Source organism: Vibrio sp. 10N.286.52.F8, from assembly GCF_041468745.1.
Classification (GTDB): domain Bacteria; phylum Pseudomonadota; class Gammaproteobacteria; order Enterobacterales; family Vibrionaceae; genus Vibrio; species Vibrio crassostreae_C.
This window is the reverse complement of sequence record NZ_JBFRJF010000010.1, coordinates 1-19,503: the sequence shown is the minus strand read 5'-3', so window position 1 is coordinate 19,503 and position 19,503 is coordinate 1. Positions and strand designations below refer to the sequence as shown.

At 45.2% G+C, this 19,503-nt stretch carries 15 protein-coding genes; 11 read left to right on the top strand and 4 right to left on the bottom strand.

Annotation, left to right across the window (positions count from 1 at the left end; genetic code table 11):
• Position 1 precedes the first annotated feature (1 nt).
• On the bottom strand, positions 2 to 760 hold the full coding sequence (locus AB4133_RS04145) for a DUF1853 family protein (protein WP_017061951.1): 759 nt from the start codon (positions 758 to 760) through the stop codon (positions 2 to 4).
• Between the two features lie 90 nt (positions 761 to 850).
• On the opposite strand from AB4133_RS04145, the gene AB4133_RS04140 reads away from it, so the two are divergent.
• Positions 851 to 1,609: a Nif3-like dinuclear metal center hexameric protein gene (locus AB4133_RS04140; RefSeq protein WP_372110543.1), complete on the top strand. Its 759-nt coding sequence runs from the start codon at positions 851 to 853 to the stop codon at positions 1,607 to 1,609.
• 207 nt (positions 1,610 to 1,816) lie between these two features.
• Here AB4133_RS04140 and AB4133_RS04135 read toward each other — a convergent pair whose 3' ends face one another.
• The gene (locus AB4133_RS04135; RefSeq protein ID WP_017061949.1) at positions 1,817 to 3,106 is read right to left on the bottom strand and encodes a citrate synthase; all 1,290 of its coding nucleotides are present in this window, start codon (positions 3,104 to 3,106) and stop codon (positions 1,817 to 1,819) included.
• Positions 3,107 to 3,523: 417 nt separating this feature from the next.
• On the opposite strand from AB4133_RS04135, the gene sdhC reads away from it, so the two are divergent.
• From sdhC to sucD, 8 genes are all read left to right on the top strand, one after another.
• A complete protein-coding gene (gene sdhC, locus AB4133_RS04130; RefSeq protein ID WP_017061948.1) occupies positions 3,524 to 3,916 on the top strand; it encodes a succinate dehydrogenase cytochrome b556 subunit in 393 nt (130 codons plus the stop codon).
• Positions 3,910 to 4,257 (top strand): succinate dehydrogenase, hydrophobic membrane anchor protein, encoded by a 348-nt coding sequence (gene sdhD, locus AB4133_RS04125; RefSeq protein WP_010436768.1) that lies wholly within the window; start codon positions 3,910 to 3,912, stop codon positions 4,255 to 4,257. The genes sdhC and sdhD overlap by 7 nt, the downstream gene beginning before the upstream one ends.
• Positions 4,258 to 6,024 (top strand): succinate dehydrogenase flavoprotein subunit, encoded by a 1,767-nt coding sequence (gene sdhA, locus AB4133_RS04120; protein WP_048606450.1) that lies wholly within the window; start codon positions 4,258 to 4,260, stop codon positions 6,022 to 6,024.
• A gap of 12 nt (positions 6,025 to 6,036) precedes the next feature.
• Positions 6,037 to 6,750, top strand: a complete 714-nt coding sequence (locus tag AB4133_RS04115; protein ID WP_010436773.1) for a succinate dehydrogenase iron-sulfur subunit — start codon at positions 6,037 to 6,039, stop codon at positions 6,748 to 6,750.
• A gap of 97 nt (positions 6,751 to 6,847) precedes the next feature.
• Positions 6,848 to 9,664 carry a 2-oxoglutarate dehydrogenase E1 component gene (gene sucA, locus AB4133_RS04110; RefSeq protein ID WP_372224005.1) on the top strand — a complete coding sequence of 939 codons (2,817 nt, stop codon included), beginning with the start codon at positions 6,848 to 6,850 and terminating at the stop codon, positions 9,662 to 9,664.
• Positions 9,665 to 9,685: 21 nt separating this feature from the next.
• Positions 9,686 to 10,894 (top strand): 2-oxoglutarate dehydrogenase complex dihydrolipoyllysine-residue succinyltransferase, encoded by a 1,209-nt coding sequence (gene odhB, locus AB4133_RS04105; protein WP_017056410.1) that lies wholly within the window; start codon positions 9,686 to 9,688, stop codon positions 10,892 to 10,894.
• 206 nt (positions 10,895 to 11,100) lie between these two features.
• Positions 11,101 to 12,267 carry an ADP-forming succinate--CoA ligase subunit beta gene (gene sucC, locus AB4133_RS04100; protein WP_019820479.1) on the top strand — a complete coding sequence of 389 codons (1,167 nt, stop codon included), beginning with the start codon at positions 11,101 to 11,103 and terminating at the stop codon, positions 12,265 to 12,267.
• Positions 12,267 to 13,139 carry a succinate--CoA ligase subunit alpha gene (gene sucD / locus AB4133_RS04095; RefSeq protein ID WP_004734209.1) on the top strand — a complete coding sequence of 291 codons (873 nt, stop codon included), beginning with the start codon at positions 12,267 to 12,269 and terminating at the stop codon, positions 13,137 to 13,139. The genes sucC and sucD overlap by 1 nt, the downstream gene beginning before the upstream one ends.
• A gap of 114 nt (positions 13,140 to 13,253) precedes the next feature.
• Here the strand turns inward: sucD and znuB are convergent, their stop codons facing one another.
• The gene (znuB, locus tag AB4133_RS04090; protein ID WP_017061944.1) at positions 13,254 to 14,039 is read right to left on the bottom strand and encodes a zinc ABC transporter permease subunit ZnuB; all 786 of its coding nucleotides are present in this window, start codon (positions 14,037 to 14,039) and stop codon (positions 13,254 to 13,256) included.
• Positions 14,039 to 14,818, bottom strand: coding sequence for a zinc ABC transporter ATP-binding protein ZnuC (znuC, locus tag AB4133_RS04085; protein ID WP_017061943.1), 780 nt, complete (start codon positions 14,816 to 14,818; stop codon positions 14,039 to 14,041). Before znuC ends, znuB begins: the two co-directional genes overlap by 1 nt.
• Before the next feature lie 83 nt (positions 14,819 to 14,901).
• Between znuC and znuA the strand changes: the two genes are divergently transcribed.
• Together znuA and AB4133_RS04075 are read left to right on the top strand one after the other, a co-directional pair.
• Entirely contained in the window at positions 14,902 to 15,792 is an 891-nt protein-coding gene (gene znuA / locus AB4133_RS04080; RefSeq protein WP_017067380.1) for a zinc ABC transporter substrate-binding protein ZnuA, read from the top strand.
• A 269-nt stretch (positions 15,793 to 16,061) separates the two neighbouring features.
• Positions 16,062 to 19,424 carry a helix-turn-helix domain-containing protein gene (locus AB4133_RS04075; RefSeq protein WP_372224073.1) on the top strand — a complete coding sequence of 1,121 codons (3,363 nt, stop codon included), beginning with the start codon at positions 16,062 to 16,064 and terminating at the stop codon, positions 19,422 to 19,424.
• Positions 19,425 to 19,503: the final 79 nt, after the last annotated feature.

Sequence of the window (19,503 nt, the reverse complement as noted above, 5' to 3'; positions counted from 1 at the left end):
ACTAACCGTGTGGCCAACTTTGTGGCATCACAAACCAGAATTGCCCCGACTTTGTTTGCCCATGGACGAAGCGATCACCGAACTCGGTGATCGGCTGACTGCTGAAATCATCCGTCCCTGCTGCCCATTGCTCTTTGGTGAGTGGATACAGTGGTTCACTGATTAAATGAGCCTGATCTTGATAGCACCAAAAGCCGTTTACTTGGCTTGGGTTAATGTCATAGCCCAAGCATTTTGTCGGTATGTTTTGCTCTAAGAAAGGGTTGGTATATAGACGACCTTGCATCAGTAAGTGTTTTGAGTCGACATCGATTTCTGGATATTGCTCAACAAAGGCGGCAGAAGAGGACATTTCGAGTTGGTGGCTGAGCATCCTGTCGAGTTTCTTATCCAATTGGTCGTGAGAGTTGGGTCCAAACCATGTTTGTTCGTGGAGCAGATAAAACTTAATCGCCACTTCCCAATGTTCCAGCTTTTGGCTGCTCTCTTCTTTAAGAATAAAGTCGATTGCACCGAGAGTTCTGCCTTCCACATTGATCTGAATCTCGTCGTGCTTTATCGAGTAATTCGGTGAGGCAGCGATCACTTGCTCGCATAGATATTGGTAGAGGAAACCTAATCTAGGATTACCCTCATAAGTATGTGATGAGTCGATGGCATGGTTGCTAGAGAATGCACTGAGATCCGAAACCGGTGGCTTGATTTCTAGTAATGGCGGTGAGTCGATGACCCATTGGTAAAAACGTTGCAGTGCTGTCATCTCTTCCTCATAAACTCATCGTGGGGCTTTCGACATTCTACCCGTAAATTGATATAACGACGTTATTATGAAGGTAAGCTGGAAATAAAAATGAATAACTTACAATTAGAAAAGCTACTTAACGAAAAACTGCAGCCACAGCAGATTAAAGATTACTGTCCGAATGGCCTTCAAGTCGAAGGTGCTTCTGAAGTCAAGCGTATTGTTACTGGTATTACGGCTTCGCAAGCTTTGATTAATAAAGCGGTTGAGCTAGAGGCTGACGCTTTGTTGGTTCATCACGGTTTCTTTTGGAAAGGTGAGTCAGAGGCAATTCGTGGCATGAAGGGCAAGCGCATTCGTACCTTGATTAAAAATGACATCAATCTTTTAGGTTATCACTTGCCGCTTGATATCCACCCTGAGCTTGGTAATAACGCGAAACTGGCGGAGTTACTTGAGATAGAAGTCGAAGGCGGTTTGGAAGGGCACCCACAATCGGTTGCTATGTTTGGTAAATTAAAAACACCAATGACAGGTACTGAATTCGCAGCAAAAATCGATCAAGCTCTAAATCGTAAACCACTGCATATCGCTCCAGAAAACCAAGACAAAATGATAACGACCGTCGGTTGGTGTACTGGTGGTGGTCAAGACTACATTGAGCTAGCGGCTTCTCAAGGCATTGATGCTTTTATTTCTGGTGAAATTTCTGAGCGCACTACTTACTCAGCACGCGAGCAAGACATTCATTATTTTGCTGCTGGCCACCACGCGACTGAGCGATACGGTGTAAAAGCGTTAGGTGAATGGTTAGCGGAAGAACATGGCTTGGATGTTGAGTTTATCGATATCGATAACCCAGTTTAAGAGCAGATGCGAGATAAGGGGTACGAGTCGAGTGTATGCGTCGTTCTCTAGAATTGAGCAGGTAACCTGTATAGTTTATCTGCTCGCTTAAGGAGATCCCCAACTCATTCGTCCCTCGTTCTTGGGGATGACGGGGTTGAGAGCGTACAAAAGAAAAGGGGTTGATGTTCTCACATCAACCCCTTTTAACATTATGATTTATAGCAACTATTCACGTTCGTGAAGTGCTTTAAAGTCACGTTGTTCTTCACCAGTATATAGCTGACGAGGACGACCGATACGGTTCGTCGGATCGCTGTGCATTTCGTTCCAGTGAGCAATCCAACCGATGGTACGAGACATCGCGAAGATTACTGTAAACATAGATACTGGAATACCGATTGCTTTCAGAATGATACCTGAGTAGAAATCTACGTTCGGGTATAGCTTCTTAGAAACAAAGTACTCATCAGAAAGAGCGATACGCTCAAGTTCCATCGCTACGTCTAGTAGTGGATCTTGGATGTTTAGCTCTTTAAGCACTTCGTGACACGCTTCGCGCATTACTGTTGCACGTGGGTCGTAGTTCTTGTAAACACGGTGACCGAAGCCCATCAAACGGAATGGGTCATCTTTGTCTTTTGCTTTCGCAACGTATTCTTCAATGTTATCTACGCTACCGATCTCTTCAAGCATGCGCAGACAAGCTTCGTTTGCACCGCCGTGAGCTGGGCCCCAAAGTGATGCGATACCTGCTGCGATACACGCAAACGGGTTAGCACCAGATGAACCAGCAAGACGCACTGTAGACGTAGAAGCGTTCTGTTCGTGGTCAGCATGTAGAGTGAAAATCTTATCCATTGCACGAGCAACGATAGGGTTCACTTCATACTCTTCACATGGGTTTGCAAACATCATGTGTAAGAAGTTTTCTGCGTAGCCTAGGTCGTTACGTGGGTAGATAAACGGCTGACCGATTGAATATTTGTAACACATTGCAGCCAGTGTTGGCATTTTTGAAATCAGGCGGTATGCCGCAATTTCACGGTGTGTATCGTTGTTGACATCAAGTGAGTCGTGGTAGAACGCCGCTAGAGCGCCTACAACACCACACATTACAGCCATAGGGTGAGCGTCACGACGGAAGCCGTGGAAGAAACTAGCGATTTGCTCGTGCACCATAGTGTGACGTGTCACGGTAGTCTTGAACTTTTCGTACTCAGCTCGAGATGGGGCTTCACCGTAAAGAAGTATGTAACATACTTCTAAGTAATCAGCGTTATTGGCAAGTTGGTCGATTGGATAACCACGATGTAAAAGAATGCCTTTTCCACCGTCAATAAAAGTGATTTGAGACTCACAGGATGCAGTGGCAAGAAAACCAGGGTCAAAAGTGAAAAAACCATTAGAACCTAGTGTACGAACATCGATCACTGGAGTACCAAGTACACCTTCTGTAATCGGCAGCTCGATTGGCGCTTGACCTTCAATGTGAAGGGTAGCTTTCTTATCCGCCATAACAATCTCCTTTGTTTATTATTTAATCCGTCCAGGATGTTTATGTGCCATTTTTTTACTGGTCTTACGTGGGAAAGTCAATTTTTCTGAAGCTTTGTGTGCACTTGTTAGTGTTTTTTACATTAAATTCGTTAAAAATCTGGTCTGTGTAGCATTATTTGTTACATCAATTGTATTAGAATGTTGCCAGTCGTATAGTGACGCTGAAAAGTTTGGTTAAAACCTTATAAATGCAAGGCTAAGAAGAAATGTGAGGTGTCTTTCTTAATCGAGCAGTTAACAATTATTTTACAATTATCTAAGGCTCAACTTCGGTTATTTGTTAAGTTAATGTTAAATTTTGAAGGTTTACAATCAAATTTTGTCCATAACAATATCATAAGGTTATTTAATGACCATAATGCTCAATGGAGCTGAGTGAGCAAGCCCGTGAAAGAAAGAAAGACAAGACCTGTTAATTTAGATTTACAGACCATCCACTTTCCAATCACAGCAATAGCTTCCATCCTACACCGTGTGTCTGGGGTGATAACTTTTGTCGCGATTGGAATTTTGCTTTGGTTACTATCCATTTCCCTCTCATCCCCAGTAGGCTTTGCCGAAGCTAGCGACATTGTCGATGGTTTCTTCGTGAAGTTTATTCTGTGGGGCATTTTAACCGCTTTGGCTTACCACATTGCTGGTGGTATTCGTCACCTTCTTATGGACCTTGGTCACTTTGAAGAGCTGGAATCTGGCGCGAAGAGCGCTAAGGTTGCATTCGCAGCAACAGCGGTATTGTCTCTACTAGCGGGGATCTTAGTATGGTAAACAACGTTTCTACTTTTGGTCGTAATGGTGTCCACGATTATCTATTGATTCGTGCTACTGCCATCATTATGACGCTTTACACTATCTACCTAGTTAGCTTTTGTGCTTTCTCTGGTGATATCTCTTACGCATCTTGGACGCAATTCTTTGGTGGAACCTTCACTAAAGTCTTCACCATGTTAGCGCTTACTTCTGTTTTGGTTCACGCGTGGATCGGCCTATGGCAAGTACTAACTGACTACATCAAATGCGCAAAACTGCGTGTTGGTCTTCAAGTCGGTGTTGTTGCAGTTCTTCTTGGATATTTCTTCTCTGGTCTGTTTATTTTGTGGGGTGCGTAAGTGACTATTCCTGTTCGTGAGTTTGATGCCGTAGTGATCGGCGCTGGTGGTGCAGGTATGCGTGCCGCACTGCAAATTTCTGAGCAAGGCCTTTCTTGTGCATTGCTTTCTAAAGTTTTCCCTACTCGTTCTCATACGGTTTCAGCGCAAGGCGGCATCACTGTTGCTCTTGGTAACGCGCATGAAGACCATTGGGAACAACATATGTATGACACAGTAAAAGGTTCTGATTACATCGGTGACCAAGACGCTATCGAATACATGTGTAAAAACGGTCCTGAGTCGGTAATCGAACTCGAAAAAATGGGCCTGCCTTTCTCTCGTTTTGAGAACGGTACTATTTACCAGCGTCCTTTCGGTGGTCAATCTAAAAACTTTGGTGGTGAGCAAGCGGCTCGTACCGCAGCTGCAGCCGACCGTACTGGTCACGCACTGCTTCATACGCTTTACCAACAAAACATTAAACACAAAACGACGGTTTTCTCTGAGTGGTATGCACTGGATCTTGTTAAAAACGAAGATGGTGCAATTTTAGGTACTACCGCGCTTTGTATGGAAACGGGCGAGGTTTGCTACTTCAAAGCGAAGGCAACAATCCTTGCGACTGGTGGTGCTGGTCGTATCTACGCATCAACAACCAATGCACACATTAACACTGGTGACGGTGTTGGTATGGCGATTCGTGCTGGCGTTCCTATGCAAGACATCGAAATGTGGCAGTTCCACCCGACGGGTATCGCTGGTGCAGGTGTATTGGTAACGGAAGGTTGTCGTGGTGAAGGTGGTTACCTTCTCAATAAAGACGGCGAACGCTTCATGGAACGTTACGCACCAAACGCTAAAGACTTAGCGGGTCGTGATGTTGTTGCTCGTTCAATGATGGTTGAAATTCGTGAAGGTCGTGGTTGCGATGGCCCTTGGGGTCCACATATTAAGCTTAAGCTTGATCACTTAGGTAAAGAGACGCTTGAATCTCGTCTTCCTGGTGTATGTGAACTTTCTCGTACCTTTGCTCACGTTGATCCAGTGAAAGAGCCAATCCCAGTAATCCCGACATGTCACTACATGATGGGTGGTGTTCCAACACAAGTTTCTGGTCAAGCTATTAAGCAAACCGAAGACGGCAGCGATGTTGAAATCCAAGGTCTCTTTGCTTGTGGTGAAATCGCATCAGTATCAGTACATGGTGCCAACCGTCTAGGTGGTAACTCACTGCTTGATTTAGTGGTATTTGGTCGTGCGACAGGTCTACACCTAGGTGAGACACTGAAGAAGCAAGACGAAGCGAAACCTGCAACTGAAGCTGACATTGAGCGTTCACTAGAGCGTTACAACCGTTGGGAAAACAGCACAGACGGCGAAGATCCAGCGCAAATCCGTAAAGATCTTCAGCAATGTATGCAGAACAACTTCTCAGTATTCCGTGAAGGCAAAGCAATGGCTGAAGGCCTAGAAGAGCTAAAAGCGATTCGCGAGCGTCTGAAAAATGCACACCTATCTGATAAGTCTACAGAGTTCAACACTCAACGTATCGAGTGTCTAGAGCTTGAAAACTTGATGGAAACGGCATTCGCAACGGCTGTTGCTGCAAATTTCCGTACAGAGAGCCGTGGCGCACACGCTCGATTCGATTTCCCTGACCGTGATGATGAGCAATGGCTATGCCACTCACTTTACAACCCAGAGTCAGAGAGCATGACTAAGCGTGGTGTAAACATGGAACCTATCCATCGTGAAGCGTTCCCACCAAAAGCACGTACGTACTAAGGAGATATGACCATGAAACTGAATTTCTCTTTATATCGTTACAATCCAGATGTCGACCAGAAACCTTATATGAAGGAATACACTCTAGAAGTGGATGAAGGTTCAGACATGATGCTTTTGGATGCGCTTATTCTGTTGAAAGAGCAAGATCCAACAATCTCATTCCGTCGCTCATGCCGTGAAGGTGTATGTGGCTCGGATGGTTTGAACATGAACGGTAAAAATGGCCTAGCGTGTATCACGCCATTGTCTGCGCTTTCGGGCCAAGACAAGATTGTGATTCGCCCACTGCCTGGCTTACCCGTTGTTCGTGACCTGATTGTAGACATGACTCAGTTCTACGATAACTACGAAAAAGTGAAGCCATTCTTAGTGTCTGATGGCAATGTGCCACCGGCTCGTGAAAACTTACAAAGCCCTGATGAGCGTGCTCATTTAGATGGATTGTACGAATGTATCATGTGTGCATGTTGTACAACGTCATGCCCATCATTCTGGTGGAACCCTGACAAATTCATCGGACCAGCAGGCCTGCTTGCAGCGTACCGTTGGCTAATTGATAGCCGAGATACAGCGACAGACGAACGTTTGTCCGATCTTGATGATGCATTTAGCGTTTTTCGTTGCCATGGCATCATGAATTGTGTAAGTGTTTGTCCTAAGGGATTAAATCCGACGAAAGCTATTGGTCACATCAAGACCATGCTAGTGAATCGTTCGGTTTAAGTTATATAAAAATTGCCGCCCTAGAAGTTTTGGGGCGGCCTTTTAATAGCTCGGCATAGACCGCAGCAAACGTGAAAACTACTGGTTAAGGGAAAATATGCACAACGGCGTGATGAAGGCATGGCTCGAGTCTTCACACTTGGCTGGCGCCAATGCAACGTACGTAGAAGAACTCTATGAACTGTATCTAAGTGACCCAGATTCGGTAAGTGACGAATGGAGAAGTGTTTTTGAAGAACTGCCTGTGCAAGCTTCAGAGACAGTGGAACAACCACACTCTCGTGTTCGTGAATACTTCCGTCGACTCGCTCAAGAAACAAAGCATTACAGTGTCCAAGTTAGTGATCCAGATGTCGATGCGAAACAAGTAAAGGTTCTGCAACTTATTAATGCCTATCGATTCCGAGGGCATCAAGCAGCAAATCTAGACCCCCTAGGTTTATGGAAAAGAGCGACAGTTGATGAACTGGACCCTTCTTTCCACACTCTTACCGAAGATGACCTCAATGAGACGTTCAACGTCGGCTCTTACGCCATTGGCCAAGAGACGATGGTGCTTAAAGATCTCTACAAATCTCTAAAGCAAACGTATTGTGGCTCTATTGGTGCTGAATACATGCACATGACAAATACAGAGCAAAAGCGTTGGATCCAACAACGTTTAGAGTCTGTATCTGGTCAACCCTCTTTCAACAAAGAAGAAAAGCAAGCTTTCCTAGAAGAGCTAACTGCTGCTGAAGGTCTTGAGCGCTATCTTGGTGCGAAATTCCCAGGCGCAAAACGCTTCTCGTTGGAAGGTGGTGATGCTCTTATCCCAATGACGAAAGAAATTATTCGTCATGCTGGCGGACAAGGCATGCGTGAAGTTGTTGTTGGTATGGCTCACCGTGGTCGTCTAAACATGTTGGTCAACGTGCTTGGTAAAAAGCCACAAGACCTGTTTGACGAGTTTGCGGGCAAGCACGATGACACGTGGGGTACTGGTGATGTGAAATACCACCAAGGCTTCTCTGCGGACTTCGCAACGCCAGGCGGCAACGTTCACTTAGCACTAGCATTTAACCCATCTCACTTAGAAATCGTAAACCCGGTAGTTATCGGTTCAGTACGTGCACGTCAAGATCGCCTTGGTGATAATGATGGTAGCCGTGTACTTCCAATTACTATCCACGGTGACTCAGCTATCGCTGGTCAGGGTGTAGTACAAGAGACGTTTAACATGTCTCAAGCTCGTGGTTTCTGTGTAGGTGGTACGGTTCGTATCGTTGTAAACAACCAAGTTGGTTTTACAACGTCTAACCCTCGCGATACACGCTCTACGATGTACTGTACCGATATCGCGAAGATGGTTCAGGCTCCGATTTTCCACGTTAACTCTGATGATCCAGAAGCGGTTGCGTTTGTTGCGCGTCTTGCATTGGATTACCGTAATACGTTTAAGCGTGATGTTGTTATTGATTTGGTTTGTTACCGTCGCCACGGTCACAATGAAGCCGATGAGCCGAATGCAACACAGCCTTTGATGTACCAAAAAATCAAGAAGCACCCAACACCACGTAAGCTTTACGCTGACGTGCTAATGGAGCGCGGTGAGTTTGGTATTGATACAGCAACTCAGCTAGTTAACGAATATCGTGATGCACTTGATCACGGTGAAGTTGTGGTTAAAGAGTGGCGTCCAATGGCACTTCACTCAGTAGACTGGTCTCCTTACCTAGGTCACGACTGGAACATCGAGTGGGATAACAAGATTGATATCGAGCGCCTGAAAGAGCTTGGTACCAAACTTTGTCAATACCCGGACAGCCACAAGCTGCAAAGCCGAGTAAATAAACTGTACAACGATCGTACTGCCATGGTGAATGGTGAGAAACAAGTCGATTGGGGTATGGCTGAAACTCTGGCATACGCAACACTTGTTGACGACGGTAAGCGTATTCGTATCTCAGGCCAAGATTCAGGTCGTGGTACGTTCTTCCACCGTCACTCAGTACTGCACAATCAATCAGATGCAAGCACGTATGTTCCTCTTGCGAACATTCATGATAAACAAGGGCCATTCCAAGTGTTTGACTCTGTGTTATCTGAAGAAGCGGTACTCGCATTTGAGTATGGTTACGCGACAGCAGAGCCAAGCGGTCTAACCCTTTGGGAAGCTCAATTTGGTGACTTCGCAAACGGTGCACAAGTTGTTATCGACCAATTCATTTCATCAGGTGAGCAAAAGTGGGCACGTCTATGTGGTCTAACTATGCTGCTTCCTCACGGTTATGAAGGCCAAGGCCCGGAGCACTCTTCTGCACGTCTTGAGCGTTACCTTCAGTTATGTGCTGAACAAAACATGCAGGTTGTTGTTCCTTCAACACCAGCTCAGGTTTACCACATGATTCGCCGTCAGGTTGTTCGACCAATGCGTCGTCCACTGATTGTAATGTCACCTAAGTCATTGCTTCGTCACCCTCTGTGTACTTCTTCTCTTGAAGATTTGGCAGAAGGCACGTTCCAACCAGCTATCGCAGAAATTGATGACCTGGCGCCTGATAACGTAAAACGCGTCGTGTTCTGTTCAGGTAAGGTTTACTTTGACCTGCTTGACCAAAGACGTAAGAACGAGCAAGACGATGTCGCTATTGTACGTATTGAGCAACTTTACCCGTTCCCTTATGAGGATGTGAGAGCTGCCATCGCACAATACACAAATGTAGTCGATTACGTTTGGTGTCAAGAAGAGCCACAAAACCAAGGTGCTTGGTACAGTAGCCAACATAATTTCCGAGCTGCTATCCCAGTAGGTGCTGATATTCAATACGCAGGTCGTCCTGCATCAGCATCACCAGCTGTTGGCTATATGTCAGTACACTTGAAACAACAAAAAGCGTTAGTTGACGACGCTTTGACCCTACTTAAGAACTAGAAGTAAAAGGAAAATACGCACATGACAATTGAAATTCTGGTTCCAGATTTACCTGAATCTGTGGCTGATGCAACAGTTGCTACTTGGCACAAAAAACCGGGCGAAGCGGTTGCACGTGATGAAGTCATTGTAGATATCGAAACAGATAAAGTAGTTCTAGAAGTACCGGCTCCTGAAGCGGGTGTTCTGGAAGCTATCATCGAAGAAGAGGGTGCTACGGTACTTTCTAAGCAGCTTCTGGCTAAAATCAAGCCGGGTGCTGTCGCTGGTGAACCAACGAAAGACACCACTGAAGATACAGAAGCATCTCCTGATAAGCGCCATAAAGCTGCGCTAACAGAAGAGAACAACGACGCACTAAGCCCAGCTGTTCGTCGCCTGCTTGCTGAGCACAACCTACAACCAGCTGACGTTAAAGGCACTGGTGTTGGTGGTCGTATTACTCGTGAAGACATCGACGCACACCTAGCAGCAGCGAAAGCGGCTCCGGCAGCAGCATCTGCACCAGCAGTTGAAGCGCCAGCAGCGGCTCGCAGCCAAAAACGCGTGCCTATGACTCGCCTGCGTAAGACAGTTGCAAACCGTCTTCTAGAAGCGAAAAACAGCACAGCAATGCTGACTACTTTCAACGAAGTGAACATGAAGCCAATCATGGACCTTCGTAAGCAGTACAAAGACCAATTCGAGAAACGTCACGATACGCGTCTTGGCTTCATGTCTTTCTACGTGAAAGCAGTAACAGAAGCACTGAAGCGTTTCCCAGAAGTGAACGCTTCTATTGATGGTACAGATATCGTTTACCACAACTACTTCGACATCAGCATGGCGGTATCTACGCCACGTGGTCTAGTGACTCCAGTACTCAAAGACTGTGACACACTAGGTTTCGCTGATATCGAAAAAGGCATCAAAGAGCTAGCAATCAAAGGTCGTGACGGCAAGCTAACGGTTGATGAACTGATGGGCGGCAACTTCACTATCACAAACGGTGGTGTATTTGGTTCTCTAATGTCTACGCCAATCATCAACCCGCCTCAAGCGGCAATTTTGGGTATGCACAAAATCCAAGACCGTCCAATGGCTGTTGATGGCAAGGTAGAGATTCTACCAATGATGTACCTAGCGCTTTCTTACGACCACCGTCTAATCGATGGCCGTGAATCAGTTGGCTTCCTAGTGACCATCAAAGAGCTTCTAGAAGATCCTGCACGTCTGCTATTAGACGTTTAGTATCGCTAAAACGTCTAGTTAACCCCGTTAGCTAGACGTAAAAAGTTTCAAAGGCTAGGCTGCTCAACGTCTGGCCTTCAATTGAACTGTAAAGCCATTAGAAAATGGACAGCAGTTGTTTTGAGAAGACCCTACAGACGTAACACAGGAAACTGTGTCGTTATGGAAATAATAATCCCTTAAGGGAAAATAAACGGAATATCAAAATGAATTTGCATGAATACCAAGCCAAACAGCTGTTTGCAGAATTCGGTTTGCCTGTACCAGAAGGTTTCGCATGTGATACTGCACAAGAAGCTTTCGAAGCTGCAGGTCGTATCAGTACAGCCAAGAAAGTCGTTAAGTGTCAAGTACATGCTGGTGGCCGCGGTAAAGCGGGCGGCGTAGAGCTACATGACACCAAAGAAGGCGTTAAAGAGTTTGCACAAAAGTGGCTAGGTAAAAACCTAGTGACTTACCAAACAGACGCTAATGGTCAGCCTGTAACAAAGATCCTAGTTGAAGAAGCATCAAACATTGCTAACGAACTTTACCTAGGTGCTGTTGTTGACCGCGCAACGCGTAAAATTGTATTCATGGCGTCAACTGAAGGCGGTGTGGACATTGAGAAAATCGCTGAAGAAACTCCAGAGTTGATTCACCAATCAGCGATCGATCCTCTAGTAGGCCCTCAAGCTTACCAAGGCCGTGAACTTGCGTTCAAACTTGGTCTAGTTGGCGATCAAATCAAACAGTTCGTTAAGATCTTCATGGGTCTTGGCAAAATGTTCTCTCAGTACGACCTAGCTCTACTAGAAATCAACCCGCTTGTCATTACTGGCGAAGGCAACCTGCTTTGTCTAGACGGCAAGATCAACATCGACTCAAACGCGATGTACCGTCAGCCTAAACTACGTGAAATGCACGATCCATCTCAAGAAGATGAGCGCGAAGCACACGCAGCACAGTGGGAACTGAACTACGTAGCACTAGATGGTAACGTTGGCTGTATGGTTAACGGTGCAGGCCTTGCGATGGGTACGATGGATATCGTAAACCTACACGGCGGCAAGCCAGCAAACTTCCTTGATGTAGGCGGCGGCGCGACAAAAGAACGTGTAGCTGAAGCATTCAAGATCATCCTTTCTGATGACAATGTTAAAGCAGTACTCGTAAACATTTTCGGTGGCATCGTTCGTTGTGACATGATCGCTGAAGGTATTATCGGTGCAGTTAAAGAAGTCGGCGTAACAGTTCCTGTAGTTGTTCGTCTAGAAGGTACAAACGCAGACCTAGGTCGCGAAGTACTTGCTAATTCTGATGTTGATATCATTGCAGCTGAATCTCTAACAGATGCTGCTCAGAAAGTTGTTGCTGCTGCGGAGGCTAAATAATGTCTGTATTAATTAACAAAGACACTAAAGTAATCTGTCAGGGTTTCACTGGCGGTCAAGGTACATTCCACTCAGACCAAGCTATCGCATACGGTACGCAAATGGTTGGTGGTGTTTCACCTGGTAAAGGTGGTCAAACTCACCTAGGCCTTCCAGTATTCAACACAGTACGTGAAGCGGTAGAAGTAACTGGCGCAACAGCAACAGTTATCTACGTACCAGCTCCTTTCTGTAAAGATGCAATCCTAGAAGCGATTGATGCAGGTATCGAACTGATCGTAACGATCACTGAAGGTATCCCTACAACAGATATGATCGACGTTAAAGTGAAGCTAGAAGAAACTGGCGTTCGCATGATCGGTCCTAACTGTCCAGGTCTTATCACTCCAGACGAGTGTAAGATTGGTATCATGCCTGGTCACATCCACAAGAAGGGTAAAGTAGGCATCGTATCTCGTTCAGGTACTCTGACGTACGAAGCAGTTAAGCAAACAACAGATGAAGGCTTTGGTCAGTCTACATGTGTTGGTATCGGTGGTGACCCTATCCCAGGTTCAAACTTCATTGATATCCTAAAACTTTTCCAAGAAGACCCAGAAACTGAAGCAATCGTAATGATTGGTGAAATCGGTGGTACTGCGGAAGAAGAAGCGGCTGAGTTCATCAAAGCAAACGTAACTAAGCCAGTTGTATCTTACATCGCTGGTGTTACTGCTCCTCCGGGCAAGCGTATGGGCCACGCAGGCGCAATCATCTCTGGCGGTAAAGGTACTGCTGAAGATAAATTCGCAGCACTAGAAGCAGCAGGTGTTAAGACTGTTAAGTCTCTTGCTGACATCGGTAAAGGCCTACGTGAAATCACGGGTTGGTAATCAGCTGGCTTTTATCGATTGAGATAGAAGTTAATTGAAACGATATTAAAAAGGCTTGGTCACTGACCAAGCCTTTTTTTATGTTTTCGAGATACGAGATCGTACTGCTAAGTGCTAAGCTCGACTTCTAACCATTTGAGATAGCATAAACATTGCTGCCGCACTGATAACCACAGACGGGCCAGCAGGCGTATCATAGAACCAAGACAAGCTTAATCCACCGAATACAGCGATAGAGCCAATAATTGATGCAAGGAAGGCCATCTGCTCAGGTGTGCTCGAGAACTTCCTTGCCGTTGCTGCAGGAATAATCAGTAGCGATGTCATGATTAACGCACCAACAAACTTCATACCGACAGCAATCACGATACCGACCAATAGCATCAGAATCAGACGCATTAAATCAATGTTGATGCCATCAACCGCCGCGAGATCTTCGTTAACCGTCGTTGATAGTAGTGGTCGCCAAAAGATAGCAAGTACTAATCCAATCACAGCAGCACCCGCATAGATGAACACTAAATCCGTTGGAGATACTGCCAGCAAGTCACCAAATAGGTAGCTCATTAGGTCAACACGAACGTTATCTAAGAAACTGACAGCAACCAAACCAAGTGATAGCGCACTGTGCGCCAAAATACCGAGTAGGGTATCGGTCGCGACCAGCTTTTGTTTTTGTAAAGTCACTAGCAACACGGCCAGCATCAAACAACAAATCAGCAGCGCGAAATACAAGTTAATGTTGAACAGAAAGCCAAGTGCTAAGCCCATCAAAGAAGCGTGAGCAAGCGTGTCACCAAAGTAAGCCATCTTACGCCACACCACGAATGAACCTAGTGGGCCTGCAATTAGTGCAATACCCAAACCCGCCAAAATAGAGGGAAGAAGAAACTCAAGCATTAGTGGTGTCCGTGTTTATGGTTTGAACATTCATGCACGTCGCCTTCGACAGGCTGGCCTGCGAGATCATGATGGTGATGTTCGTGTTGGTGATGATAAAACGCTAGCGTCTCTTGGGTCGCGGTGCCAAAGAGCGCAATATACGAAGGATGGTGTTTGATGTCTGCAGGTGCGCCTGAGCAACAGATGTGGTGGTGTAAACAGATAACATCGTCTGTTTTTGCCATCACTAAATGCAGATCGTGTGAAACCATAAATACGGCACAACCAAAGCGGTGGCGAATGGTGTCAATCAAGTCATACAGGTCTATTTGCCCTTGAACGTCGACGCCTTGAGCCGGTTCATCGAGAACCAGTAGATCTGGTCTTCTTAGCAATGAACGAGCAATGAGCACACGTTGGTTTTCTCCGCCAGATAGCTGGTGCATGTTACTCTTCTGCAGATGTTCAGCACCAACGAGCTTCAATGCTTCAAGGATCTCTTGCTGACTGAAATTGCCAGTGAGTTTTAGAAAACGCTCTACGTTGAGCGGTAGGGAATCATTGAGCTTTAATTTTTGTGGTACATAGCCAATTTTCAGTTTTTTAGCTTTTGTTATTGTGCCTGAAAATTTGGTCTGTAAACCCAGTACCACTTTTACTAATGTCGACTTTCCTGCACCGTTTGGCCCTATCAGGGTGGTGATTCTGCCGCGCTCTAAATTTAGAGAGATGTTGTCTAGAACTTTTCGACCGTCAAATTCGACGCTCACAGAATCTAGTTGGATTAAGTTATCCATGAATAGAACTCATTTGCAATTCGCTAATGTTATAATGTAACATTTACCTCAAGCCTAAGCTACTTTTCTATTATCGAGGGATTATGTCACGTTCATCTTTTATACTTGCTACTTTGCTTTTAGCGCCAAGTGTCGCAAGTGCCAATACTATTCTAACAAGCTTTAAACCAATTCAAATGATTGTGACAGAATTAACGCAAGGCGTTAGTGAGCCGGATGTGTTGATGAACAGCAATGCTTCGCCGCATGATTATGCGCTTAAGCCATCGGATGTCAAAAAAGTTCATAGTGCCGATATGGTCATCTGGTTCGGCCCTGACCTAGAAGCCTTTCTGACTAAGGTGATTGGTTCAAAAGAAAATGTTATCAAGATCAGTGATATTCCCGGAATCAACTTGCGAGAGTTCGGACACGAAGAGCATGACCACGATGCACATGAAGGGCACCACCACGGTAGCCATGACCCGCATTTTTGGTTAGGTATCGAGCAAGTTGAAGTAGCTGCAAAATACATCTCAGCTAAGTTGATTGAATCTGATCCAGACAACGCAATGGCGTACCAAGAGAATCTCGATTCATTCCTGATTGCATTGAAAGAGAAGCAACAGTCTATTCGAGAGCAACTTGCACCCGTGAAAGACAAAGGTTACTACGTTTTTCATGACGCGTATGGTTACTTTGAGCAAGAGTTTGAGCTAAATAACTTAGGTCACTTTACGGTGAGCCCAGAGCGTAAGCCGGGTGCAAAAAGCCTGATCGCTATTAAGAAAACGATAGTACGTGAAAACGTTCAATGTGTGTTTTCTGAGCCTCAATTCACTCCTGCTGTGATTGAATCAGTGACGCGCGGAAGTAACGCAAAACAAGGTCAGCTTGACCCTATCGGTTCAACAGTTGAAGTGAAGAGTGGAAGCTATTTCGATTTTCTTCAGCAACTTACAGATAGCTATACAAGTTGCTTAGACGAGAAGTAAGTCATAAACGAGTATTCTTTACTCTACTTTGCTCTCGTTAATTTATGAATCATGCCGCTTTTTGCGGCATTTTCGTGACCGCTAAGATAAAACCTCCTAACAAATAACAAACCTCCTTTCTCCTTTTCTAATTTCCGCTAAAATGGAAAGATAATAATAAGCACAAAAAAACTCAGTTTTTGGTTTAGCAACGATAAGACGTTGTGGTACCCAAAATTTCATGTGTTGTTGCTGTTCAGGATTAAGAGTTGTATCGAATTATCTTCAAAATGTTCATGTTAATGAGCATTTCATTTAGCGTTCTAGCGGTAAATACCTCGCCCTCCGTTTTCTATCCTTTGCCCGCTCAAGCGCAAGGGAATTTCCTTGCGGCTAAAAACTTGTATTTAGGTGCCGGAGGTGGGCTCTGGGTTCATGATGTGCATGGAAAAGTACTCTTTTACGATGGTCGAACTCTATTCCCTCGCAAGGGAAGCTTACTGCAATTTTCTTCGGAAAGAGTCGCCTTTCTGAACGATGAGTTTTGGACATTTTTCGACAATGAGGTCTATCGACATAACCCTGGAATTGGCAACGAATTGGCGTTTAGCCTAAGTCCCGGCGCTGAAATAGCGAATATCGGTGCATCAGGCGATTATATTTGGGTTACTGACGGCAGTAATTTCTATACCTACAACACTCAATCTTTAGAATTCAACACCTACTCTCTACTTAAACTGTACCGATACAATAACAGCAGTGACATTGCGATTAACGACGCTGAGTGGGTACTATCAAAGTGGGTGCTAGCGACCAGTTCTGGCGTTTACCTTTCAGAGAATCAAGAGTTTACCCATGTCACCGCATCAGACAAAAACCATATTGAGACGGTTTATTTTTCGAATGCTCGACGTGAGTTAGTGATCGGTACTTTAAATGGTGCTGTGATTGTTGATCTCGCGAACCCAGACAAAGAGACCATCGTTAAAGGGTCGCATGTTCTCTCGTTGGCCGAAACTTCGGACCAGTATTGGATTGGTACAGAGCACGGCCTTATTAGCTACAACTTTATTACGGGACAAATTACTCGATTCGAACAAGCCGCTAGTCAAGACTTCTCGTTACCGGGTGAGAAAATATATTCGTTGATAAACGATCATGCTGGTGGCATGTGGGTTGCGACAAACAACGGTATCCGATACTTTTCACTGTTCAGCAAAACCTTCTCGAGAACACCCCTAACTGGAATGGGCATGCATTCGAGTAGTGTGGTGATCAACAAAGTACTGCCTGTCAGTGACCAGTTATCTTGGGTCGCGTCTTCAATGGGGCTCTACTTGGTTGATTCTGAAAGTGAAGAGAACCCAATTCGTGTTTACTCTAACCCTGTTAATGATTTTGAGATCTTTGGCTCTTCCATTTGGTTGGCGACCGAACAAGGTATCATCAGTCTAAATACGGAAACACTACAACCCGAAGCCCTTGATTTACCAAGGCCAATTGAGGGAGTGCGTGTTGAAAACCTTGCGCTTCAAGCCGATAACGTTCTTTGGATGACCTCTGGGCAAAACCTCTATTCGTTATCTATCGAAACCATGAAACTGACGAGTTATGGCACTGACTGGTTAGTCGACAAGTTCTTGCCTGCGAAGATCACCGCTCTCAATGTAGGCTTGCTAGGTCGCATCTATATAGGAACGGATCATGGCTTCTACTCGTTCATTGATAAACGAATTAGCTTTAGTCGTTCCAGCGAACGGTTTGGCAAAGTCGTCGATATTGAAAAAGCGAAGGATGGAGCGCAGTGGTTTGCGAGCAGTTATGGCGTGTATCGAATCCCGGATGACAGCTCTATTATTCAAGAAATCACTCTTGTTGAAGACAATATTAGCCCCAACTGCCTGATAAGCGATGACAATGGTGTTTGGTTAGGCTCTTCGAAAGGCATCAGTTATTACGGATTGGATGGGCAACTGCATAAACACATAGGTTCGCCATTTGGTTTGATCACCAATGAACTGGCGGCAGGAGCGTGTGCTCTTTTTTACAGTCAAGATAGCCAACCTTCGAGGCTTGTTTTCGGCTCAAAGTATGGTGTAGTCAGCGCGTTATCTAACGAGTTACTGGTATCAACTACACCTCATAGCCGTGCCTTGTTGAGTAAGATAAGTGTCGACCAACAAACGGTATCACTTGGCGGGAAAACGGCAGAGCTGGATGAGATTCCTTATGGTTCATCGATGGGGTTTAAGCTAGGTATCTTACCAGCAACGTTCGCACCTGCGATGGAATACCGACTGAGCGACGATGAACCTTGGAGTGAGTTTGAAGGGGGCTTGTTAACGCTCGATCATCTTCTTCCAGGGGATTACACACTTGAAGTGAAGCCGGTTAAAGGCTCCCATTATCGCTTTGTGTCAACCAATCAAAGCTTCTCGATTGCGGAGCCTTGGTATCTGACCAATTGGGCTGCAGCAAGCTCTCTGATATTACTGATTGGCGTTGTGACTATCTTAGTCTTTTGGCGTTCGCGTTATGTCACTTTTGCCAACCGGCACTTAAAAGCGCAAGTTGCACTGAAGACAGACCAATTGAGGCACCAAAGCCGGATATTACTCGCCACTAATCAACAGCTTAAAAAGCAGCTATCCGTGAAGAATGCGCTTGTGTCTCACACTGCCAATGAACTCTCTTCTGAAGTGAATCATATTGCTGCGATGCTCCCGAATTGGAATGACGAGCTCAGGAAGTCGCCGATTCTAACCTTGAAAAATGGCTTAGCTCAATTGAGTAATACGCCTCAAGGAGAAGGGCAAGTTTGTTACGATATAATTTTAATCTTAGAGGTGGTACTCAAAGCTTGGCAGGATGACTTAACCAAAGCCGGTATTGAACTGGATATTAAAGTCGAAACAAAACAACGATATGTCTCGTTGCTGTATTTTAATCTCGATATTATCTTCAATAGCTTGGTTGCGAGCATCATCAAGAGAAACTTTAAGTCGCAGAGTATGGTGGTTCTGGTTGAAGAGGTTAAGGAGCATCTTGTTGTGACCATTCGAGATCATGGGATGCCTTTCCCTAAACTGGCATCAAGCATGGGTGACAATACCGGAAAGTCGACCGACCTTAACATCGAAAAGCTGCCGCTATTGATGAATCAGAGCGGTGGTGAGCTTAATGCCTTTGTTTCGGAGTCTCAAAATAAGGTTCAGCTTTCGTGGCCAATTGAGTATCAAGTACTCGACAATCTTGAAGCCAGCACAATTGAACAGATTGAAACCATTAAGCTTGCCGCCTCAACACCAGAGCAACAAAAACTGACAGCGGAACAAGAGTGGAAGAACAGAGTGTCGCAGCTTGTGAGTGAAAACTACGCTGATGCCGAGTTCAGTACTGCAACTGCCGCTAAGTATTTGTTTATGTCTGAGAGAAGCTTACAGAGACGCTTTAAATCGGCTTACAACAAGACCTTCAAAGAGCACTTGAATGAAGTACGTCTAGAGCATGCGTGTGAGCGCTTACTCGCTGGAGAGAAGATCTCTGATGTGGCGTTTGATTCGGGGTTCAATGACCCTTCCTATTTCAGTCAAAGGTTTAAGCACCACTTTGGCATGTCACCATCTAAGTTTGCTGAAAACAACGAAGAGTAGCACGCAGCGGATACTCAGCTAGAACATAAATAAAGATACTTTAGCCTCGACATTCGTGTTGGGGCTTTTTTATGGTTCA

Excerpts from the sequence above, each read along its gene's own strand:
- AB4133_RS04145 (WP_017061951.1), bottom strand. The coding sequence starts at position 760 with ATGACAGCACTGCAACGTTTTTACCAATGGGTCATCGACTCACCGCCA.
- AB4133_RS04140 (WP_372110543.1), top strand. The coding sequence starts at position 851 with ATGAATAACTTACAATTAGAAAAGCTACTTAACGAAAAACTGCAGCCA.
- AB4133_RS04135 (WP_017061949.1), bottom strand. The coding sequence starts at position 3,106 with ATGGCGGATAAGAAAGCTACCCTTCACATTGAAGGTCAAGCGCCAATC.
- sdhD (WP_010436768.1), top strand. The coding sequence starts at position 3,910 with ATGGTAAACAACGTTTCTACTTTTGGTCGTAATGGTGTCCACGATTAT.
- AB4133_RS04115 (WP_010436773.1), top strand. The coding sequence starts at position 6,037 with ATGAAACTGAATTTCTCTTTATATCGTTACAATCCAGATGTCGACCAG.
- sucA (WP_372224005.1), top strand. The coding sequence starts at position 6,848 with ATGCACAACGGCGTGATGAAGGCATGGCTCGAGTCTTCACACTTGGCT.
- odhB (WP_017056410.1), top strand. The coding sequence starts at position 9,686 with ATGACAATTGAAATTCTGGTTCCAGATTTACCTGAATCTGTGGCTGAT.
- sucC (WP_019820479.1), top strand. The coding sequence starts at position 11,101 with ATGAATTTGCATGAATACCAAGCCAAACAGCTGTTTGCAGAATTCGGT.
- sucD (WP_004734209.1), top strand. The coding sequence starts at position 12,267 with ATGTCTGTATTAATTAACAAAGACACTAAAGTAATCTGTCAGGGTTTC.
- znuB (WP_017061944.1), bottom strand. The coding sequence starts at position 14,039 with ATGCTTGAGTTTCTTCTTCCCTCTATTTTGGCGGGTTTGGGTATTGCA.
- znuC (WP_017061943.1), bottom strand. The coding sequence starts at position 14,818 with ATGGATAACTTAATCCAACTAGATTCTGTGAGCGTCGAATTTGACGGT.
- znuA (WP_017067380.1), top strand. The coding sequence starts at position 14,902 with ATGTCACGTTCATCTTTTATACTTGCTACTTTGCTTTTAGCGCCAAGT.
- AB4133_RS04075 (WP_372224073.1), top strand. The coding sequence starts at position 16,062 with ATGTTCATGTTAATGAGCATTTCATTTAGCGTTCTAGCGGTAAATACC.